Origin of the sequence: Paenibacillus sp. FSL R10-2782 (assembly GCF_038592985.1) — a bacterium.
GTDB classification, from domain to species: domain Bacteria; phylum Bacillota; class Bacilli; order Paenibacillales; family Paenibacillaceae; genus Paenibacillus; species Paenibacillus terrae_C.
Genome location: NZ_CP151951.1, coordinates 1,558,815 through 1,572,921 on the forward strand (window position 1 = coordinate 1,558,815; position 14,107 = coordinate 1,572,921).

Annotated in this window: 11 protein-coding genes, 1 tRNA gene and 1 pseudogene; 7 read left to right on the plus strand and 6 right to left on the minus strand. The window is 40.2% G+C overall.

The features are described 5' to 3' along the window. The first annotated feature begins 25 nt into the window (after nucleotides 1–25). The 4 genes from NST83_RS07200 to NST83_RS07215 all read left to right on the plus strand — a co-directional run bounded on the left by NST83_RS07200 (nucleotide 26) and on the right by NST83_RS07215 (nucleotide 7,879). On the plus strand, nucleotides 26–5,866 hold the full coding sequence (locus NST83_RS07200; RefSeq protein WP_342417119.1) for an RHS repeat-associated core domain-containing protein: 5,841 nt from the start codon (nucleotides 26–28) through the stop codon (nucleotides 5,864–5,866). 14 nt (nucleotides 5,867–5,880) lie between these two features. Beyond that, nucleotides 5,881–6,537, plus strand: coding sequence for a hypothetical protein (locus NST83_RS07205; protein WP_342417120.1), 657 nt, complete (start codon nucleotides 5,881–5,883; stop codon nucleotides 6,535–6,537). A gap of 442 nt (nucleotides 6,538–6,979) precedes the next feature. Then, complete coding sequence (locus NST83_RS07210; protein ID WP_342417121.1) at nucleotides 6,980–7,378, plus strand: hypothetical protein; 399 nt, start codon at nucleotides 6,980–6,982, stop codon at nucleotides 7,376–7,378. A gap of 12 nt (nucleotides 7,379–7,390) precedes the next feature. Next, entirely contained in the window at nucleotides 7,391–7,879 is a 489-nt protein-coding gene (locus NST83_RS07215; protein ID WP_342417122.1) for a HEAT repeat domain-containing protein, read from the plus strand. A gap of 234 nt (nucleotides 7,880–8,113) precedes the next feature. On the opposite strand, the gene NST83_RS07220 is transcribed toward NST83_RS07215, so the two are convergent. The 3 genes from NST83_RS07220 to NST83_RS07230 all read right to left on the minus strand — a co-directional run bounded on the left by NST83_RS07220 (nucleotide 8,114) and on the right by NST83_RS07230 (nucleotide 9,902). After that, a protein-coding gene (locus NST83_RS07220; protein WP_342415010.1) for an IS3 family transposase occupies nucleotides 8,114–9,240 on the minus strand; the annotation gives its coding sequence in 2 pieces (ribosomal slippage) (nucleotides 8,114–8,991 and nucleotides 8,991–9,240; 1,128 coding nt in all). Nucleotides 9,241–9,435: 195 nt separating this feature from the next. After that, nucleotides 9,436–9,657: a helix-turn-helix transcriptional regulator gene (locus tag NST83_RS07225; RefSeq protein WP_342417123.1), complete on the minus strand. Its 222-nt coding sequence runs from the start codon at nucleotides 9,655–9,657 to the stop codon at nucleotides 9,436–9,438. A gap of 29 nt (nucleotides 9,658–9,686) precedes the next feature. Beyond that, nucleotides 9,687–9,902: a helix-turn-helix transcriptional regulator gene (locus tag NST83_RS07230; RefSeq protein ID WP_342417124.1), complete on the minus strand. Its 216-nt coding sequence runs from the start codon at nucleotides 9,900–9,902 to the stop codon at nucleotides 9,687–9,689. A gap of 256 nt (nucleotides 9,903–10,158) precedes the next feature. Between NST83_RS07230 and NST83_RS07235 the strand changes: the two genes are divergently transcribed. Then, nucleotides 10,159–10,563 (plus strand): hypothetical protein, encoded by a 405-nt coding sequence (locus tag NST83_RS07235; RefSeq protein WP_342417125.1) that lies wholly within the window; start codon nucleotides 10,159–10,161, stop codon nucleotides 10,561–10,563. Between the two features lie 47 nt (nucleotides 10,564–10,610). Here the strand turns inward: NST83_RS07235 and NST83_RS07240 are convergent, their stop codons facing one another. The 3 genes and pseudogenes from NST83_RS07240 to NST83_RS07250 form a co-directional block, all read right to left on the minus strand. Next, the gene (locus NST83_RS07240; protein ID WP_342417126.1) at nucleotides 10,611–10,922 is read right to left on the minus strand and encodes a hypothetical protein; all 312 of its coding nucleotides are present in this window, start codon (nucleotides 10,920–10,922) and stop codon (nucleotides 10,611–10,613) included. Between the two features lie 158 nt (nucleotides 10,923–11,080). Then, a complete protein-coding gene (locus tag NST83_RS07245) occupies nucleotides 11,081–12,352 on the minus strand; it encodes an MFS transporter (RefSeq protein WP_342417127.1) in 1,272 nt (423 codons plus the stop codon). A 329-nt stretch (nucleotides 12,353–12,681) separates the two neighbouring features. Continuing rightward, nucleotides 12,682–12,969 (minus strand): annotated as a pseudogene (locus NST83_RS07250) (family 1 glycosylhydrolase); the annotation flags it as partial. A 362-nt stretch (nucleotides 12,970–13,331) separates the two neighbouring features. On the opposite strand from NST83_RS07250, the gene NST83_RS07255 reads away from it, so the two are divergent. Together NST83_RS07255 and NST83_RS07260 are read left to right on the plus strand one after the other, a co-directional pair. Continuing rightward, nucleotides 13,332–13,835 carry a hypothetical protein gene (locus tag NST83_RS07255; RefSeq protein WP_342417128.1) on the plus strand — a complete coding sequence of 168 codons (504 nt, stop codon included), beginning with the start codon at nucleotides 13,332–13,334 and terminating at the stop codon, nucleotides 13,833–13,835. Nucleotides 13,836–13,968: 133 nt separating this feature from the next. Continuing rightward, a tRNA-Pro gene (locus NST83_RS07260) sits at nucleotides 13,969–14,042 on the plus strand. Nucleotides 14,043–14,107: the final 65 nt, after the last annotated feature.

Below are 14,107 nucleotides of genomic sequence, written 5' to 3' on the forward strand. Positions count from 1 at the left end.
AACAAGACGTCATATAGCAATAATCATGATCATAACATTTATTTTCGGTACAATTAGCGGCTTTGTTCCTCCGAATGTATTCGGTGAAGGGAATGACAATTCGCAATACTCGGCGGATCAAATGGCTGCCAGATTTGGAGTCACATCATCTTTTATTTCAGAACAATTAAGAAAAGGTTATTCATTAAATCAAATTTATACGTCGCTATATATAGCTGAACAGGATCATATAAGCTATGAGCAGGCTGTAGCTTCGTTATTTCCTTCAGAGGAAAACCAATCACATACTGTAACAAGTGATGTATATAATAAGCTATCGGATGCTCCATTAGATAACCTGATTTCTCATAATGTATCAGATGATGTTTATCAAACAGATGACCTTGATCCTGCGAACAAAGTTACCGAAGATGTATATAAGACAGATTTCCTGAAACAGAGTCTCATGGCAAATGTACCGCAACTTCCTCCGATCAGGGAAGAAGCCCCAGTGTACAATAAATCATCCTTTAATGAAGCGCCTTATTCTGTTGGCGATGATAAGGAATCCATATCCACTTTATCAGGCAGCCTATCGCTGCAAAATACAGATTTAACACTGCCTGGACGAAACGGACTGGGCTTTTCTTTGACGCGTCAATATGATACGAATCGTGCTCAATTTTTTGACAAAGGCGCTGAAATTATTGACAACAGTGCTGCTGTGCAAAACTATTATGTCTACTTTAAGGCGATGATGAAACCTATTACCAAGTCGTACAAGGTAGCCTATCAGCAAAAAAGATGGGTGCAAGAGGATACAGACGGTGATGGGAATGTTGATGTTAATACCTATAATCTTCAGCCAGAAACAAAAGTTATAGGCACTTACACGACTTATGAAGCTGCCAGCCAAGCGGCGGGACAAAAAATAACCTATACTACACCTTCGGAATCCAGAACAGAGAAAGACTCTAGGACTGGAAAATGGGAGAAGGCTTTTCCAGATTCAATAAAGTATAGTAAAGACGGATTTACTGGAACTTTAAATAAAGATGGGCAAGTTAGAGTCATCAAGGGATCATATACAGCTCCAAGTTTTAAAAATGTATTCGGGGAACAATGTAGTGTTATGAATACGTTCTTTTATGATAGCGCTGGAAATATAACACGGAATTATCCAAGTGGTTCGTCATGTGGAGATTCTAAATTACATTACGACAGGGATTCATATGAAGGGGATTTGTCCTTAACAGGTATGATTGTTCCTCAAAGATGCCCCAGCTTTTCTCCTGGTAGAATCATGTGTAGCGAGTACGGAACAGCGTATTATTCAGGAACAGTGTACAATAAGGGAACTGCTGATACCCGAGAATGGAGACAAGATTATAGCGGAACCGTTACTAAACCCGGTTATACAAGCGATATCGGTTATAGCGAGTGGACAAGTAATGGCAAAGGTGGAAGGACAAGAACAGCCTTTACCATGGAAGGCTCACCACAAATTGAAACGATTGTTTCTGAGGGGCTGGAAACGGCTGTTCGCCGACAGACAGCGCTGTTCACAACCATTGCTGAGGCTGAACACTATAGGGATGTAATTAACAGTAACCCTCGGGCTGAAATTCCCAGTGATGATGGAAATAAATATTATATTGCAGCAGATGCGGATGCTACCGTTTTTGCTGAAATTGTAGCCTATCAACCTTCATTTATTTTTCAAAACCGTACCTATCCTGCGCTGGAAGATCAATTAAATCCTCTTGGCAAGGGGTGGTCCTGGAATCTACCTTATGTAGAAACCAAAGAGGGCAAGCAGTACATGCACTTGGGGGATGGCGGTAGCTATGAAATTGAGGGAGATCAGCTTAAAGGTTACGACTGGAAAGGCCTGACTTTCACACCCGACACTTCAGTAACAGTTAATGGAGAGAACTCAACCTCTGTATTAACTTCTGTCGACGGGACGAAAAAACAATATTTCTCCAAAGACGGTCAGTTGCTGCAAATTGAAGATGCCTATCATAATGCCATTAAGTTTAATTATGAACTTAATGCTACGTATAAACGCAAGCTGCTTAGCAAAGTAGAAGATGCAATCGGCAACTCAATTGATATTCAATATACGGCTACAGACGTCACTCTGTCTAAAGGAAACCGCACTGTTGTCTATCGTAAACATACAGAACAAGGCGTTGAATTACTGGATTCCGTGACAGATGCCGAAGGCAGAAAAACCACATATTCATATACATTAGCACCTGCCAAATTTAATTTGAGTGCTTCGCATCCGGAAAGACAAATATCTAATCCGTATGCTTTGTTAACCAAAGTATTTCATCCTACGGGAGCCTCTACTCTGTATACTTACGAGGACCAGCCAGTAAAACGCTATATTGGCTCCAACTCAGTAAACGAGGCCTATAGAGCAGTCTCACGTGTAGATCAAATCACTTATCAAAACAATAAAACCGAAAACTATAATCAGGAAACCATTCATTACAATTCCGATATGGGTGAGAGCTATGTAAAAGATACTTCGTTCTCTACCATCACAGACAATGGATTAACTCGTTCAACCTTCAATTATAATAAAAAGTTTATTAGTGCAGACACGCCACCGCAGTATTACCTGAATCAGTCAGTGGTTAAAGCAGGAAATTCTGAAAAGAACACAGCGTATCAGTACGGCAAGCAGGTGACAGGCAAGGCTTATACCGCACCTGTACCTACCCGTACCTCGTCCAGCAATAATCAGAATGGAGACGTTTTGACAACGACTGCTGAATATGATGATTACGGTAATGTGACAAGCTCAGTGGATGAGAAGGGTTCACAAACGGCGTATACGTATGACGACAAGCATCGGATTAAAACGGTTACTGAACCGATTGACTCCAAAAGCACTGGAGTTACAGAGTACACACGTAACCCACAGGGGAAAGTAACGCGAGTCATTGTTTCCAAGGATCATTCCGGGGGCGAACTACTACAAAAAGTAAATTATTCAGGTATAGATGCTTACGGAAATACAACCGTTCAAACCATTGCAAATGGTAACAAATCCGTGACGACAACGACGGAGTATAGCAGTGATGACGATCATGCTTTTCCAACGAAACAAATTGTAGAGGTTACGAATATAGATGGAGAAAAATCTACAGTTACCATTCAGTCAGATTATGACAAGGCAACAGGTTTAATCATTTCCTCGTTGGACGGGAAAGGCCAGAAAACCGGGTATCAATACGACGCACTTGATCGCGTAAAGGCAGTAACCTATCCAGACGGTAAAAGTATCCGTGTGGCTTATGATGATCTTGAGAACACCGTAACGGTGACGAATGAGCTGGGGATACGAGCTAAAACACGTTACAATGCTTTAGGCTGGAATATCGAGTCAGGGCTGTATGAAGGTAACGATTACGTGATCAAGTCCAAATCAACTTATGATCCTAACGGCAGATTAGTATCCAGTGAAGATGCGCTTGGACATCTGACGCGCTATGGGTATGATGCTTGGAGTCGTACTACATCAACAGCCTATGCAGACGGTTCAGAAGCTGTAGTAGGATATAATGATGCTCTTCGTCAAGTAACGCAACGAGACGGTGAACTGAATGAACAAATTCAGACCTACGACAAATGGAACCGATTAGTACAAAACGAAGAAAAATCAGCATTGAATGGTAATCAGCAATTAACTTCCAAAGTGGCCTATGATGCTGTAAACGATCAGATTTTGAGTCAAACCGATGCGAATGGAAACGAGACTCAATTTTTATATAATGCCCTGGGCGATCAGACAGCTGTGACGGAGCCAAACGGCGAAACGACGAAGTACACTTACGATATGCTGGGTAATCTCACTCAGATCACGTATCCAGATGGCCATGCCAAGGTGAAGTCGTATGATGAATTGGGTAGAGTGATTCAAACCAAAGACGAGAAGGGCCAGATCGAGAAGCGCTATTTCGATACCAACGGGAACTTATCCAAGAAAATAGACCGTAACGGGAATGTCACTTCTTTTGAATACGATAGCCGTAATCGGTTGAAGTCGCGTGTAGGTAAAGATGAGACGGTCAGCTATGTATACGATGCCGCGGGCAAACGCCTAAGCATGACAGATCGAACGGGTACAACTTCCTATGCGTATGATCCGTATACGGAGCAACTGAACACCTTGTCTTACCCGGATGGTCTAAAGCTCTCCAATCAGTATGATGCTAATGGGAATCGAACCGAAATGACAGGACCATTTGGCGAGCAAGTAAACTACACGTATGATCAATTGAACAGATTGAAGACCGTAGGCAATACAAAAGATAAGCCCGTTTCAGAATATGCCTACACCAAAAATGGATTGCTGGACACAACCGTATCTGCAAATGGTTATCGCCAGCAAAACCAATATAACGGGATTGAGTTAGTTGAATTGAAGCACACACGATCTGATGCGGAAACGAACAGCTTTCAATATAGCTACGATCCAGGTAAAAATATCACGAAACGCACTCAAAATGGTGTAGAGGATTCCTTTACGTATGATAAGCTGAATCAGATTGCTACCTCTACCGAAAATCAGGATGTATATTCGTATGATGCCAGAGGGAATCGTCTTACGATGGAAACGGAGAGAGCTCCGCATACGAAGCCGAGGGAGAACAGCTTCGACGATCAGGACCGATTGACTCAGGTCAAGATCGACGGAAAGATCGTAGAGTACCGATACAACGGGGATGGATTACTGACAGACCGTATACAGGATGGTGTTCAAACCCGATACTACTATGATGGAAACAGTGCCCAAATTATAGCAGAAGCTACGATGGAAAATGGAAAACCTGTTTTAAAAGCCAATTATATTCGGGGTCTAAAATTAGAGGCTATAGCCTATGAGGATCAAACGGAAGCCTATCCCGTCTACAATGGTCATGGAGATATTATCGAAATTAGGGATTCCTCCGGAGCCTTGCTGAATCAATATCAATATGATATTTGGGGCAATGAAGAGGTCAAGGAAGAAAAAGTCCACAATCCATTCCGTTACTCTGGTGAATTGTGGGATGATACGACAGAACTGCAATACCTGCGTGCGAGATGGTATGACCCTGATAGTGGAAGATTTATCAATGAGGATACGTATGAGGGCGAAATTAATGATACATTGAGTTTGAATTTGTATACGTATGTCCAAAACAATCCGTTGATTTATATTGATCCTAGCGGGCATTCTTTTGAAACGCTTGATTATCAAGAACTTAGAATATTATTGAATGAAGCGAGGTTTAAATCGAATTCCACCAAAAATAACGATTATCAGGTATACAAGGATTTTATTCAGAAACGATACGATTTTGGATCCATCTTTGGCGGCTTAAACGAGTATAATTACTTATACGACCTGTTAACGGGAACCAGTGCTTATAAAAATAATGCTGGCAAGTCGGATTGGGCCAGGGAACAGTTGTTAAGTGCATATCAGAATTGGACAGATGCTGAAGTTCTTGCGATAGCAGCTAGTGGAATGGTTGGTGAAGCTTCTGGAAACTCTGCTGGCAGAGGAAGAACAGTTGGCTTTACAAAAATCAGTTTCAAGACAGATTTGTTTAAGCGATATGAGAGCCATGTATTTTCAGCCGACCATATTAAAGACGGGATAATGAATTTAGGAAAAGATAGACAATCAATATTCAGCAGTATAACTGGAAAAATTAGCTCTATAGATTCCTCTAAGTTTAAACAAGGTTCAAACCAAATTCATACCAAAATTAATGGATATGATGTCACGATAAGGTTTTACGTTAATGAAAATGGTACAGTTATTAACGTGAATAGCTTTATGGGGACTGCTGAAAGGGTAATTGGAAACCTCATTAAATAAATTGGAGTGGTAAAATGGAAGATAAAAAATTACAAGAGACTATAGCAAAAATAGTTATTAGGCGGGACTCTCTTGAGGAAGCAGAGAAGCTGATGCTAGACTATGTAAAAGTGAATCCAAATGATGTTGATGGTTGGGCTAGATTGGTTATTTTGGAGACACTTTCTCCGATTGAAGATTATGAAAGAGCAACTAAGTATCTCAACAATGCTCTAGCCTTTCACAAAGACAATTTGTTGTTTTTTGTTTTAATGTTATTCTTCTCTGATTGGTACTTAGGTGGTTTAGATGAAAAGTTGGTAAGGAAAGCACTCGAACTAAAAAGCACAGTAAATTTTGAAGTGTCCTCCATGTTGTCTTATATTCTTGCTTGGCATTATAAGAGTATGGACATTTGTAGATTTGATTCATTATTAAATGAGTCGATACAAGAGTGTCCAAAACATGTTACTAACTTCACTGATTTGGGAAAGTACTATCTAGGTAAGGGAGATAAAGAATTAGGAAAAATGTTAATTCGGGAGGGCTTATCAAACGTTAAATTAATTTATAAAGATTCCAATATTAATTTTGATCCACTCGATATAGTTCGTTTTGTAAATGAGAGGATAACTGGAGTATTTATGACTGAAGATATGTATCACTCTCTTAATAAATTGATACACACCTAATGGTTTTGTTTGACGCTTCAGGAACAAAAGGTCCGGTTGTAACACTGCCAAGGATCCACAAATTCGTAAGTCTAGATGAAGTTACGCCCCAAACCAAATAAAACATCCGGATGGAAGGAACTTGGAGGTAAGTCTTTTTGTTAAAGACTGCAAAATGGCAGATGATTCGTGTGCTGAGTTATTTTTTGCGAATTATATGCTTTAGTAGAATTACTAAAATCTCGTAAAATTAAAGACAACAAATCAGTTGGCGAGCTATTAGAGGATTATTGGTCGATGAAAACAGACTGTGTCAACTCCCAAATAGGAAATAAATAACTATTAACTAAACCACAACCTTGATTGGCTCCATGCCTTTCAAGGTTCTTTTGTTTATTTTATCTTATTTTTATAAATTATTGTAAATCGAACTAACTATTTATCTAAGGTTTACTATCCTATTGTGAATAAGGATCAGTATAATGAATTACTTAAAGGTAGCGCAATTGAGGTTCCTTTTCTAGAAGATCCGTTATTCTTTTTATTTGATGGTACATTTACTTTGTCTTATAAAGCTGCAGCCTCTCTTGCAGTTAAGACACTGGGTAAAAAAAGTGTAGAGCAAACTACGACTTATATGCTTAAGATGGATTTACAGCTATTTGCTAAAAAGGGAAAAGAATTTAGAGGGGGAGCAAAGTCAACCCGTGATAATTGGTATGGTTATAATGATAAAGAATTTCAAAAATGGTGGCACCGATCGGGCAAGAAAGAATATGGTGGTAATGATATCGAAGATAGTGCAGAGGCTAAAGCAATATATGAATATTGGACGTCGATTGGTAAGCCAAATGTAAAATAAGGTGGAGACGAAATGAATAAATTACTTTTAGAAAATGTTATAAATAATGGGGATTTAGTAGAAGCAGTGAAGATGATAGAAGAAGTGGGCGAAAAGAGAGATAATGAATTTACAGCTATACTAATTAAGCATCTTGGATCAACTGATAGTCCAATATTAAGAAATGCAATCGCTATTGCATTAGCTGATATAAGAAATCAAGAAGCTATTTTACCGCTTATCAATGTACTGAAAGACCCAAAAACAGAAGGGAGCAGAGGAACGTTATTGTATGCTTTAGAATCTTTTGATATCGTTCCTCATGTTATTACAATAACAGATTTACTTGATGATAACTTTGAAGTCAGCAGACATTCTTTTCAATTGATAAGTGGCGTGGCTAATAACCTCTCTAGTACTCAAAAGGAAATATGTAAACAATTGATAAAAGATAAGATAGCTGATGTGAAAAATGAAAATAATCGCACCTTTTTGTTAGATTCTCTGCGTCTTTTTAACTGATTTTTTTCGTGATAGTTTTTTGCGAATAATTAGAAGTTCTATAGGTAAAATGCTCTGTAAAGACCACATGTGAAATATTTGCATGTGGTCTCTTTCTATCTCGAAATGGAGCTTTCTCAAAATGGTGTAGAGGATTCCTTTACGTATGATAAGCTGAATCGGATTGCTACCTCTACCGAAAATCAGGATGCATATTCGTATGGTGCCAGAGGGAATTGGATTGTCAACACTAAACTAGACAACTTTTTTATGGTGCCTCTGCTTGAACTCAGCCGGACTCAAGTACTCCAGAGAACCGTGAATCCGAATATGGTTGAACCAGTGCACATAGTCATGTAATTCTGTGGTTAGCTCAGCTAGACTTTCAAAATGACGTTTCTTCACAAACTCCGTTTTGAACATTTTAAACGTGGCTTCCGCAACGGCGTTGTCATAGGGGCAGCCTTTCATGCTTAAGGAACGCTCAATCTGAAAAGCCTCCAGCGCATCGTCGATGAGCTTATTCTTGAATTCATTGCCTCGGTCCGTGTGGAAGAGCTGAATGTCATTCAGGTTGCCCTTAATCGAAGCCAAAGCACGGTAAACCAGCTTGGCATCCTTGTGTGCCCCCGCACTGTAACCGATAATTTCGCGGTTAAACAGATCCACAAAGAAGCATACGTAATTCCAATATGAACCTACTCTAACGTACGTCAGATCGCTTACGACGACAGATAACGCCTGCTCTTGCTCAAATTTCCGGTCCAATACATTCGCTTGCTTGGCTTCATTGCATTTCGTGGGATGAGGCTTGTACTGAGCGATCGTATACGAGGAAACCAGCCCATATTCTTTCATGATTCGTCCTATTCTCCGCCTGGATACCGTAAAGCCTTGTTGGTGCAACTCTTTTTTTATCTTACGCGTACCATAGTTTTGTCGGCTGCTTTGAAAAATGTCCATAATCAGGGAGGGAAGCTCATCCTCCGATGTCACTTCCACTTTGTTTTCTTCATAATAATAGGTGCTTCTAGGGAGCTTTAGGACGTCGCACATTGCTGATACCGAGTATTTATGTTTATTCTGGCGAATGACATTTACTTTCGTCCCATGATCAGCGCGGCTTGCTTTAAAATGTCATTCTCCATGAGCAGTTGCTTGTTCTGTTTTCGAAGCTCGATCAGTTCTAATTCCTCTGGAGTTCGGTTGTCTTTCTCTTTGAAGGATCCAGATGTGGAACTCTGTTTCACCCATTTATCTAACGATGAAGGATTCAAATCATACTCTTGAATGATATCCTTTCGCGGTTTACCACTCTGATAGAGTTGAACCATTTGTGCTTTAAATTCAGCGCTAAAGGTACGTCTTTCTTTTTTAGTCATCGTCCATTTGCTCCTTCTAGGTTGGTCTGTAGTCTACTATATTAGACCACAATTTTTCTGTCTAGAAGAGTGTAGCCGATCCAAAACGATGAATCTACTAAGTAGTGGCTCGTATTTGGAATTGTAACAGGGGGCATCTAGCATTTATAAGTACACATTCATCTAGCTTGTAAAGAACAAAGAGCCGTAAGCAAATTAACGGCTCTCTTCGTCGTCTTCCGGCAAGTATTCGATCAGTTCACCAGGGAGTACGCCAAGGGTTCTACAGAGTGTATTCAAGGTTGGAAAGTCAATCCGGGTGTTTGCGTTGGAGGCCAAAGCTTTAACCGTATTTCGATTAATCCCTGTAATAGAAACAATATCTTTTTGTTCCAGTCCACGATCTTTCATGATCTTATCAAGAGAAAATCTAATCACAACAATTCCTCCAAAAAGTGAAGTCCATTCTACAAATCTGCATCATCCTCTACATACTCGATTACATCTTGAACATGGCAGTCTAGAGCTTTACAAATTTTATCTAGCGTATCAAATTTCACACCGTCTGTTTCTTCATTGTAAAGTTTAGTAATTCCGTTTCTATGTAACCCAGTCATGCGGGAAAGCTCGGCAATATTTACTCGTTTTTCACCCATAATACGGGAAAGATGAATCTTTATCATATTTTCCTCCAGCCGAATGCACTCTATACTGTTCAAAATTGATATCAAAGTATTGAAAATACACATCACTAGATGTATATTGGGATTAACAAAAGTAACACTGTAGTGTGCTTTTGATTTACTGAGATGTGCTTTATAAACTTTATGGTAATATGCTCATCGTATCAAAACATTTTAAAATTAGCAATAAATAATGCTCACAACTTCGATTAATATTCTCCTGAAGAAAATAAGCCAACGAATGGAGCGAGGATTTATGACAGAATGGGTAATGGGATTGGAACGGGTATCCATGGTTCAGGGGCCGTATGATTCACCTCATATGTATGAGATATGCGAAGGGGTTCTTTATGACCATCAATACTTCTTTTACCTCGAAAATGGCATACTGTGCTTGCGCCATGTGAAGAAGGTGGAGCAATCATATCATACGCATCTTTACCTAGACGGAGAGAGCGGAGGTTTGCAACTGGCAGAGGGTGTACAAGGGGAAGTTATGCAAGTTGTCACGGAGATCATCGAACGCTTATGCGCCAAGGATGGACTGACATTTTTATTCGATGAACTGCTGTGGCTACATGGTAGGGGACCCATTGAATTAAACCTTTTCAATAAGAAGGATGAAGTGACCCCAAGTGGCAGACAACTTACTACAAAATAAATGACCCTTATGCTCTATATCATGGAACTTACCGAATAGAAAACAGCTTATGATTTCAGTGAATGTACCAGTTGTTGACTGATGAAAATGAGCGGATTCCGAATCCATATGGTCAATTCCAGCACAACAGCACCAACAGAAGGAGTAGAACCCCAATCACCCCCCAATAATTTGTTCTGCTGCTGCTCTAATATAGGTATAGGTGGCTGAGGCTCTTCCAAGCCATATTGTTCTTTGATTCTCTCTTTCGTTTCTTGATCTATGACAGGGTTATTCTGTGCAAAGGTACAACTGACAGGAACGCTTAACTGTATTAAAAGAAGTAATGTAACTGGTATAAGCACTTTTTTGCTTTGCATGGTTAGCTCCTATGACCTCTGTTTTTGACCTCTTAACTTCTGTATCTACCATAATTGCATGTACTTGTCGAGCATTTGAGGGGAGATATGATGAAGCCACCTCTGCACTAGATACGGAGACAGAAGTGGCAATTCAACTTAGGACTCTTTTAATTTGCCTATAAAGATTCCTGAAGGGCTTTAGAAGAAGTGCCGTAATCAGCATAACGAGGGAGCACAATAGTGTAGTATATTCCTACAATAACGGTACAGACCCCAACTAATAAAAACAAGACTTCAATTGAAATAAATGAAGGAAAGCTTACAGCAATGAAACCTAATGTAAGAGACTGGGACAGCATCATTAACGGATTAATTAAACCTTGCACACGTCCCATCATTTGAGGATCTACAATACAAGGCAGCCATCCTCCTATGCCAATATTGATGAACGGAAGTACCAGTGCAATGGCGAAGTTGATAATCAAAAATACATAGAGGTGATTAACAAATCCAAGTGTGCATATACCAATTCCGGCTACCAGAACTCCCGCTGCAATCATTTGGTGTAACTTTAGCTTGGCGGAGATAAGAGAAGCGATTAAGGTGCCAAGCAACACACCAGCTCCAAAAATAATACCTGCCCATACCATATACTGCTCATAGTTGCCTGGAGCTAGCTTATATTTAAGAATAAACATCGGTAAAACGCTAAATCCACCATTTAAAATACCGAACATAAAAAATCCTGAAACCAACCAAATCAATAGTTTGTTGCGTAATATGTAAAGAAACCCTTGTTTAAAGTCGTGCATGACCAGTTTGAATTTTAATTGTTTAAATTGATGTGCCCCGTTCGGAAGGCGTACTTCCTTTGGAATTTTGCAGGAACGAATAAGCAGCGCAGACACAATAAAAGAAACAGCATCAATGAGGATGGCTCCAGTAATTCCAAAATGCCAGTAAACGACGGCCCCCAGAGTTCCTCCAAACAACATGAACAGACTCCCCATCATTTGATTGAGGCCTGCTGCAATGGTGTAATCCTCTTTGTTTAATATTCCCTGTATAATGGCACTTTCGGCTGGGAAAAAAAATTTGGAAGCAGCACTACGGATGAAGAGGCAGCCAAATATCAAAGGAATCGAATCAACCCAAACAAAAATAAGCAAGCATAAGGATAAAAAAGCGCTGATCCAGTCACAATTAACAGCAATTTTTTGTCGGTCCATCCGATCTGCCAGCACTCCAACCACGAGGAATACTGCCAGCATCGGGAGCGAATACATTAACTCGGCAAGCGTTGCATAGTATGGCTGATTCGTAAACCGTTTCAACAAATAAAACATGAATGCAGTAACCCCAATAATTCCTCCCATTTGTGAGGCGAACGTTGCCAGGAAAAGCCTGACATAATTCTTGTTTCTGAGTACTTGTTTTAATCCAGTCACAGTTCCATCCCTTTCGCTTTCAAAGCGGTTTTTAGATGCCTATTTAAAATCATAGTGAAAAGTAGGAATTTTGTACAGAAAAGTGACTTTAATGTCATATTAAAATGTGAGTTTGCATCGTATCGGACCATCTATCTTTTAAAAAACTCTGCTGTAAAAGGTAATCATATGGGTTGGGCTGGGGAGTTGTTTTTAAACTCGATTGGCGTAGCATGAGGCGCAACATAAACTAAATAACCAGCCGTCGGTTGATATCCGACGACTGGCTGGTTAACTTGCCAGGTGTTTGATTCCTGACTCACAAATGGGGGGGCAGTCTCTAATCTAAATTAAGCTAAATCCTCGCCATTTGTGGCGATTACTTTTTTATACCAGTCAAAGCTTTTCTTCTTTTTGCGGTTAAGGGTCCCGTGACCTTCGTCATCCTGATCCACATAAATAAACCCGTAGCGTTTGGACATTTCTGAAGTGGATGCACTGATGATATCAATCGCTCCCCAACTGGTGTAGCCCATCACTTCAACGCCATCTAGAATGGCTTCTTTTAATTGTCCGATATGTTGTCTGAAATAGTCAATCCGGTAATCGTCTATAATGGAGCCGTCTTCTTCAATAGTAGACGATATGTCTGAATTGGACAAGCTTCCTTGCCTGATGACTATCCACACCGATAACGCAGATCAAGCACTGATTCATTATGTAAATAGTAATCCATTGATTCATGAACTTCAGCTCGCATCATGCAGCCCAAGCCAACTTGATCTCAGAAATAGTCATGTAAGTCGGCTTATTTTAAATGCAGAAGGTATCGAAGAATTTTATCTGAACGAGGACCTGGAACAACTCATGCTAAGTGGCAATCTTTCACCCCGTCTGACGATTCATGCTCATGAGGATGGACGATAGATGGATATTCAAAAACCTGCCGATGTTCCGACATTTCAAGGACTTGATCGCTTAAATGGACTTTCTTTGACTGGTGTTAAAGAAATCAATATACGACCTGTTCGGATTCACGGGTGAAGAATTTCCTACTCCAGACCGATTGCCGCATTTGTCCATGTTGTGGATGACCAGCTTACCAGCAGACGCAGGCAAGTTGATTAAGGCTGCTTACAAAAAAGAAGTCCCACGTGGACTAGACCTCTCCATTACCAAAGCACGCAAACCGGAATGGCTGGCTGAAAATCTGGACAATCCGTTTCGGGATTGGGATGGACGCGAACAGATTACAGCAGCCAATGCCAAAAAATCCGCCCAACTGTATAAAAAAATGCTGGCAACTGTAAGAACACTGGATGGACAAATGGACATCGATACAGTGAATGCAACATTGAAATCGCTGGTGAACGAATATACAGAAGCTTTTAACAAATTGGATCGTCGTACCGGGTTTATCGAAACAATAGAGCGCGAAGAAATCTATATGGTGCTGTCAGGTCTATTGGATCTAGTGGAGCAGCAGCTTGGTGAGCAAAGATAAACTCTCATTGACAGAGATCTGTTGTTTGAGCTTTTTGATCAACTGCGTGATTTTTAGAAAAATGGATTTACAGGATTTTATGGTCACCTTATAATGGAAAATAACAACATCGGTTTACATACAATGGTTATATCGGGGTATGGCGCAGTCAGGTAGCGCGCGCCCTTGGGGTGGGCGAGGTCGTGGGTTCGAATCCCGCTACTCCGATTCTATCCAAAATGTCCTGCTGACGCAGATTTTGCGCCTGCCGGATATTTTTTTGTTTATTGGAT

Bases quoted from the DNA above. Each gene is read 5' to 3' on its own strand.
- NST83_RS07200 (WP_342417119.1), top strand. From the start codon at position 26: ATGATCATAACATTTATTTTCGGTACAATTAGCGGCTTTGTTCCTCCG.
- NST83_RS07240 (WP_342417126.1), bottom strand. From the start codon at position 10,922: ATGCAAAGCAAAAAAGTGCTTATACCAGTTACATTACTTCTTTTAATA.
- NST83_RS07230 (WP_342417124.1), bottom strand. From the start codon at position 9,902: ATGATAAAGATTCATCTTTCCCGTATTATGGGTGAAAAACGAGTAAAT.
- NST83_RS07215 (WP_342417122.1), top strand. From the start codon at position 7,391: ATGAATAAATTACTTTTAGAAAATGTTATAAATAATGGGGATTTAGTA.
- NST83_RS07205 (WP_342417120.1), top strand. From the start codon at position 5,881: ATGGAAGATAAAAAATTACAAGAGACTATAGCAAAAATAGTTATTAGG.
- NST83_RS07235 (WP_342417125.1), top strand. From the start codon at position 10,159: ATGACAGAATGGGTAATGGGATTGGAACGGGTATCCATGGTTCAGGGG.